The sequence below is a fragment of the Stieleria sp. genome, from assembly GCF_041595215.1.
Lineage (GTDB): Bacteria > Planctomycetota > Planctomycetia > Pirellulales > Pirellulaceae > Stieleria > Stieleria magnilauensis.
In genome coordinates this window covers 1-6,598 of record NZ_JBFHKV010000420.1, presented here as the reverse complement: position 1 = coordinate 6,598, position 6,598 = coordinate 1, and the positions used below count along the sequence as shown (strand labels likewise).

At 60.8% G+C, this 6,598-nt stretch carries 5 protein-coding genes; all 5 read right to left on the bottom strand.

Features of this window, described 5'->3' with window-relative positions:
• A partial coding sequence (locus ABX749_RS16805; RefSeq protein ID WP_372896987.1) for a hypothetical protein occupies positions 1-1,006 on the bottom strand: 1,006 nt, incomplete at its 3' end.
• The gene (locus ABX749_RS16800) at positions 1,003-1,863 is read right to left on the bottom strand and encodes a hypothetical protein (RefSeq protein ID WP_372896986.1); all 861 of its coding nucleotides are present in this window, start codon (positions 1,861-1,863) and stop codon (positions 1,003-1,005) included. The genes ABX749_RS16805 and ABX749_RS16800, both read right to left, overlap by 4 nt.
• Positions 1,860-3,842, bottom strand: coding sequence for a M56 family metallopeptidase (locus ABX749_RS16795; protein ID WP_372896985.1), 1,983 nt, complete (start codon positions 3,840-3,842; stop codon positions 1,860-1,862). Before ABX749_RS16795 ends, ABX749_RS16800 begins: the two co-directional genes overlap by 4 nt.
• The gene (locus ABX749_RS16790) at positions 3,839-4,222 is read right to left on the bottom strand and encodes a BlaI/MecI/CopY family transcriptional regulator (RefSeq protein ID WP_095736280.1); all 384 of its coding nucleotides are present in this window, start codon (positions 4,220-4,222) and stop codon (positions 3,839-3,841) included. Before ABX749_RS16790 ends, ABX749_RS16795 begins: the two co-directional genes overlap by 4 nt.
• A gap of 29 nt (positions 4,223-4,251) precedes the next feature.
• A partial coding sequence (locus ABX749_RS16785; RefSeq protein WP_372896984.1) for a glutamine amidotransferase occupies positions 4,252-6,598 on the bottom strand: 2,347 nt, incomplete at its 5' end.

Here is a 6,598-nt window from a genome sequence, read left to right as displayed (position 1 = left end):
GGACGTAGCGGCTTCGGAATCCGTCCAAATTGTGACTCTGAATGAGCGCGGGCTTGGGGGCCGGGGCGGGTTCGGCCGCTGGGGCATCGTCCGCATCGGACTCGTCTTCCTCCCCTTCCTCTTCCCCGTCTTCTTCAACCTCTTCTTCGTCCGGTTCGACCGGCAGGTAGGGCTGTTGGACTTCGCTGCCTCGACCGTCTCCGTTGTCATCGAGTTGGGCGTGTTCGGTTTGCAGTCGGTCGATGGCGCGAAAACGTGCGGTGATTTCGATGCTGGTCGCCAAGTACAGGTCCAGCAGGGAAAGCGTTCCGTCACCGTCGATGTCGTGCAGTGTTTGGGTGTCGGCGCTGCCGTCGAGCACTGCGGCCAACGCATACGGCATCTCCGTTGCCGTGAATTCCAGATCCGCTTCGGTCGCGGTCATGATGATGCGTCCCGGACGCGCCAGCGGTTTGATCCAAAACCCGCTCAACGGTTGAGTCAACCAGAACACTTGTTCGCGGCACTCGATTGCGGCGGCCGCCTGTGCGAATTGACTTTGGTTGATGTCGCGTCCGGACACATTGAATTGGCTTTCCACTCCGTAGGGGTGCGAATGACCGATCATCAAGACCCAATACGCATCGCTCGGTTTCAACGTCTTGGCTGCGTCGGCCAAAGCGGTCTCGAGCGTGTCTCGCGTGCAGATTCCCGTTTCTGAATGCAGCGGTTGGAGTGCGGATTGCATCACTTCATCACCGGCCAAAATCGTCAGTTGTTCCGGCGGTACACCGAGCACGGTTTGGGAGGTCGTGATCAGGCTCTCGATCGCTGCGGTCATTTGCTCGCGATGTCGATCATCACCCGGCAGCCCACAACAGATCAGCATGCGACGGTGGGCGACTGATGTGGCGGCGGCAGCCTCTGCATCACTTTCCGCGGCAGCGGCGCCGACAGCGACGATCATGCTCGTCGCAGCGAAGCAACCGAGCAACAGAACCTGCAACGGCAAACTTCGAACTTTCATCGCAACATCTCGGGCGCGGGGATGGGGGAACGGGTGTGGAAGGTGAAGTAAGGCTCGCTGGCGAACGGTTGTTGGGCGGCACGCGTATCTCGCAGCGCGATCACCATCGGGGCCGACCAGACGGTTGTTCCGTTTCGCTGCAGTTCCAACTGATGGTAGTGGGAGCGAACGGCCGCATAGGACCAACTCGCTTCGCCCGATGGATTCTCGATCGCTTCGACGATCAACCAGATTTCGGGGTCCGTGGCGATGGCCAGCGAAAAGATGGCACCGTCGACGATACCGTTTTCCGGTGATAGATAACGCAGGACGGGTTGCGGTTTGAGCACCAGTTGAGCCGGTTGTTTGCCAGGGATCCGAAGCGTTCCAGAGAACTGTCTGGCGATGCTCCGCATATGTGCCAAGCGGCGTGCCGGCGAACTCGACGGGGTAGGGACATCGGTGATCGCAATCCGTTTCAAACCCGGTGTCTTTGGTGACCAGACTTCGATGCCGTCGAGCACCGCGGAGATTCGTTTGTCGGATACCGATTGAAGCTCGTGGCGACAGAACACCTGCTCGTTGTACTGATAGGAGAAAATGGATGCCAACACGACGGGGCGATCGGCGAGCATCCAAACATACAGTGAGCCTTGTTCCTGGCTACGGACCGGATTGCTCCACTGCATCAGCGGCTGCTCGTTGAGCGTCAGCAGTCGTCCATCGGCGGTTATCTTGTAAGCCTCCGCCTGATTCTGGAAGTGTCGTTTCAGTTCAGGGGCTTCGTACTGGGCGGAACTCCCGATTTGTGCCATCGTGTGATCGGGCGTGACTGCGAACGCGGCCAAGACAATGGCTGACAGGAGTGCAGATTTCATTGCGCAACGTCCGTCGAAGGGAGAAGTCTGTCGTCGAGATCGCTTGTGCCAAGGCCGGCGTGCTGAGAAAGAAGGAGGGCGGAGACAAAGTCTTTTTCCACCCGTCGGATTGGCGCTGAAGCGTCGAGCGATCGAATGGTTCCGTTCCAACTGATGACGCTCCAGTGGCCACTTTGATCCGGTACGACCACTGCCGTATCGGGTGGCAGTTGAGAGTGCGCGTGGACGGTTAACGTCTGGCTGTCCAATCGATGTAGTGTCTTGGGAGCTGACGCTTGCCGCCAGTCGCCAGACAGGACGGCCAGCCATCGCCCGTCGACCGACGAGCGGATGGACTGGATGGCGACAGACCCGCTTGGCGTTCCATGTCCGGCACTCGTGTTGGTCCAGCGGGCGAGGGTTCGTCCGGATTGCAGTTCCCAACGGATCACGGTCCCGGAGGAATCGGCGGAAAAGACGCCGCCGTCGGGAGTGACGGCCAGGCTGGTGACATCGGCAGCATGCCGGCCGAGCAAGGACACCGGCATGCCGGCCGCCAAGTCCCACAAGCGAACGTTCCCCAGGGCATCACCAATGATGACCCGTCCGCTGGTCGGGATCTCGGCGATGGCTGTCAAGCTTTGACGGTCAAAGGCAAGCGGATCGGCCGATGGTCCCTCGATGACAAACCCCTCGCCGGCGATCGCGGAGAAGCGATAGCCCGAGACGTCAAACGAAAACCGTCCCCAATCGCGGATCGGTGCCGCGTTCCAGAACCCACTCGGCGCCGCCGGCAATCGTTGTTCATCCCAATCCTGATTTGGCAGGTCGGACGTGATCGGTGACGGTGATGCCATCCTCTCCGGGTCGGAGGCCGACTCGGTCACCCGAACCCACTGGCGTGAAAGTTCCAACGAATAGACTTCGGGGTGGACCATCCAAATCGCGGCGCAGGCCAGTCCGCTGCCCCAGGTGTGCAGTCGTGAGCCGGCATGATCCAGCTCGTTCCGCATCAACAACCGCAGCCTTTCTTCCAACGTCGCGGTCGGTTGCATCCCGCTGGCAAAACCCGGCAATCCGACTTCGTGATCGCTGATGAAGTCCACCACGCGCAGCAGGGCCTCGGCGTAATGACGCGGCTTGGTGTCCAAGATCTTGACGGCCCAGGCGTCGCAACATGCTTCCTCGTGTCGTTCGAGTTGTTTTTGCGCGAAGTACACTCCGGGGAACCACCAGTAGACCGCCGAGACCGACCATTCCAACCAACGCACCCAATGATCCCGTCGCAAAAAGTGTGCGGTCTCGTGCGCCAAGAATGATCGGCGATCCGACGGTGAGAGCGATTGCCACAACGCTTCGGGGCAAACGATGATCGGCCGCGTCGCGAAACCGAACAGCATCGGCGAGACGTGGACAGACACCCGCACGACGCGTGGGGTGCGTCGGCTGAAGTGCCAGCGGCGCTCGCGTTGCACGAACCCGCGGACCGTCGCGGTCGCTTCCTCATCATCGACGCCGCACTCGCCGATCAGATTGCGGAAACGAACCAGCCGGATGATTCCGTGTGCGACCAACGCAAGAAATCCGCCTGACCAAATCGCACCCAACGCGCACACCAGACAGTTGAAACGCGACAGAGCCGAGTGAGGTGCGACTGGAGTGGCTGAGCCGGCGGCGGTGGCTGAAGCGCCGCCGGCGGCCAGGGTGTGTGGGGCCAAGTGGTCGTCGGTCGCCGGTTGCGCGTCGGCGTCGTCGGGAAAGGGAGTGGTGGCGGACGCGATCGGCGGGGTGACGTCCTGAACGACGGGACGGGGGAAGAATGTGGGGATGGGCAGTGGGACCGAGACGATCGGCGGAGTGATCAGTTTGACGAAGAACATGACCCACAGCGCATGGGCGAGCGCCGCGCGTCGGCCATGGCGACCGACGGTCCATGCCAACACGCCGATCAACGACGCCAGGCAAAGGTTACCGATGATCACTGCGGCAACGGCCATCATTCGGCATCCAAGTCATCAAGAATCTTGCGGAGACGTTTTCGTTGACGCGAGTTGAACTTGGCCGACTTGACCAGGTGCGTCAGCAAGGTGGACATCGTTCCGTCACAGAGTTCGTCGGCGGTTGCTTGCAGCCGGTGTGAAATCAAGTGATCGCGATCGATGGCGGCTTGGAATTGATGCGGCCAGCAGTCGCGGTCTCGGGCGACACAGCCCTTGGCTTCCAGCCGGGAAATCAGTTTCTGGACCGTCGCAATATCCGACGGCGTTTCGGCACCGTACAGCCATTTGGAAAGCTGTTTCAGGGTCGCACGCTCGTGCTCCCACAGCTTCTCCAATATGGCCAGTTCGGCAGCGGTTACATCTTTGGAAGGTTTTGCCATTGTCTCTTTGTACGTCTAAAGGAGATTCGTCATGCCAATCCCGAAACTCGCCGCCAAACCCATTCGGTCGATAACAGACCGATTAAGCCTAGCCAAAGCCACGCACGATTCCATGCCGGAGTCGAATCAATGGTCGGCGGACCTCGAAATTCTTTGCGTCCACGCAGAAGCTCGCCCAATTGTTCCGGTTGGTCCAGTACCTGGCCGCCAGAAACCGCCGCCACGCGAGCCATCAATTCCTGATTGGGAAGTGGGTTTTGTTGTTCGAACGGATCGCTCAGGATCTGGATGGCCAGCGACGTGCTGTCGACTTGCGTGCCGTGACTGAACGAGGATTCGGGTTCGGTGCCCTCGTACGCGGTCAGCTCAATCCGCATTCCGCTGTCGCCACTGGCCGCCGTTTCACTGAGCATCAAATCCAGTTGATAAACGCCTTCTTCCAGATTGGATTTCAGCGGTAGTTCTTCCCCCCACGCGATCCGCGGTCCGACTTCTCCGCTTTGACGCACAAGATTGTCGGGCCAGAGGACGGGGGAATAGAGTGACATGTCGTCGAGCGATTCGGGTTCGAACATCGCCCAGATTCGATAGTGCTGTGATCGCCGGGCGGCTTCGTCATAGGCCGTCGCACGGATCGAAAGCCGCTGGCCGGGACGATAGAAACGTTGGTTGGATTGAACGACCAGTCGGCGTCGGCCGGTGGAGGATTCTTCGGTCGCCCAGTAGACCAGATTGCGCCAAAATTTTCCGGCCACCCGTTCCGGTTGGTCGCCCCAGGTCTGTGAGAGTTGTTCCAGTGCGGTCCCCGAGAGCGTGGCGCCGGAGACCAACACGCGGCCTCGTCCGGCACGTTGGGCGATCATGACGGGGGTTTGATCGTCACGCCGCTGGGCCAGTACCATCGCGTTGGGTTTCGCTTTGAAATCGGCTTGTCCGATCGACAGGTCCGGCAACGCCTGAATCAGCAGCTCGTTGAGCTGTTTTTCGATCCTCAACCGCCAAATCGGGTGATTGGGAACCGTGACGTCGACGGCGGTGGGAATCGGGAACCCGGTGGATGCCGTTTCCAAGGTCACCGGCAACAGCGGCGCGATCGGCGAGTCTTGCCAGCCGTCGGCCGAAAGCGATGACGCGCCGGTCACGATCAGCCCGCCGCCGCGGCCATCGATCCATTGCGTCAGCCATTGTTGTTGTTCATCTTCCAGCACCGCCGGCGTGACGTCGCTGAAGATCACACAGTCATAGGCAAACAGTTCGGCGCGGGTGCGTGGAAAGCCCGACGAGGCTTGGGTGAATCCGTCCGGGGAAAGTCGTCGCAAGGATTGACCGCCCATGCTGACCAACGTCGTGCATTCGACGTCTTCGTCGGCCACCAACGCCGACTGAATCGAAACGCCCGAGGTCGACGCTCGCGTGGGGCCGGGCGCGATCGGCAAAAACTGACTCAGCAACGACTGCGTCCCGGACGCTTGGCCGCTTTGAAGACACAGCACCCGAACCTTGGTCCGATCGATCTCCACCCGCGTCTCGACGCTGTTGTTTCGCCGCGTCAATTCACCTTCGACCGGATCCACCAGCACGATCAAGTCCTCGGGGCGTTCGTCGACGCGAAACATCAACGAAGCGGATTGGGCACCGCCGGAGAGCGTGATCGGCAAGGTCGCCAAATCGCCGCCCTGGCCGCCCTTGCGTCGGATCCGGACCGTGGTTTGTTGACCGGCATAGCCGAAGCTGCGCATGAAAACTTGCAGTTCGTTCTCGGTGTATTTTCGCACCCGCGACGGCACGACGAGTGAAACAATCGCGATGTCGCCCGATCCCCCGGATTGCCCGATCGGTACGACATGAATCGGCACCTGGGACTTGCCAAAGATCTCCGACAAACGTTCCACCGATTCCGAAGCCCGCACCCGCCCGTCGGACAACAGCACCACACCGGCAGACGATTGGGCGCTGACTTGGGGCATCAACTGGCGCAGTGCGTCGGCCAGGCGTGAGTCCGAGGCGTCGGGGCCTTCGATCGTTTCCGACGTACCACCCAACGTATCACGCGACGTACCGCGCGACGTACCGCGCAATGCGGAATCGGAAACCAAGGTGACGTCCACGGGGTCGCCAGCAGGCCGGTTTCCCACCAGTGTCGCTGCACTCGGTAGCGACGCGCCGGCGGATTGCGGCGACGCATCGCTGGGCTGGACCAGGGGCGACAACCGGTGACCAAATCGAAAGGCCTGAACGTCACCGGAATACCCCGGCCCGGCACTCTGCTGTGCTTCGCCGACAAATCGTAACGCTTGATCCCAACGACTCAGTTCGCCGCCGAGTTGCATGCTTTGCGAACCATCGAACAGATAGATCATCGAGGGCCGGGTCGTT

Excerpts from the sequence above, each read along its gene's own strand:
- ABX749_RS16800 (WP_372896986.1), bottom strand. The coding sequence starts at position 1,863 with ATGAAATCTGCACTCCTGTCAGCCATTGTCTTGGCCGCGTTCGCAGTC.
- ABX749_RS16795 (WP_372896985.1), bottom strand. The coding sequence starts at position 3,842 with ATGATGGCCGTTGCCGCAGTGATCATCGGTAACCTTTGCCTGGCGTCG.
- ABX749_RS16790 (WP_095736280.1), bottom strand. The coding sequence starts at position 4,222 with ATGGCAAAACCTTCCAAAGATGTAACCGCTGCCGAACTGGCCATATTG.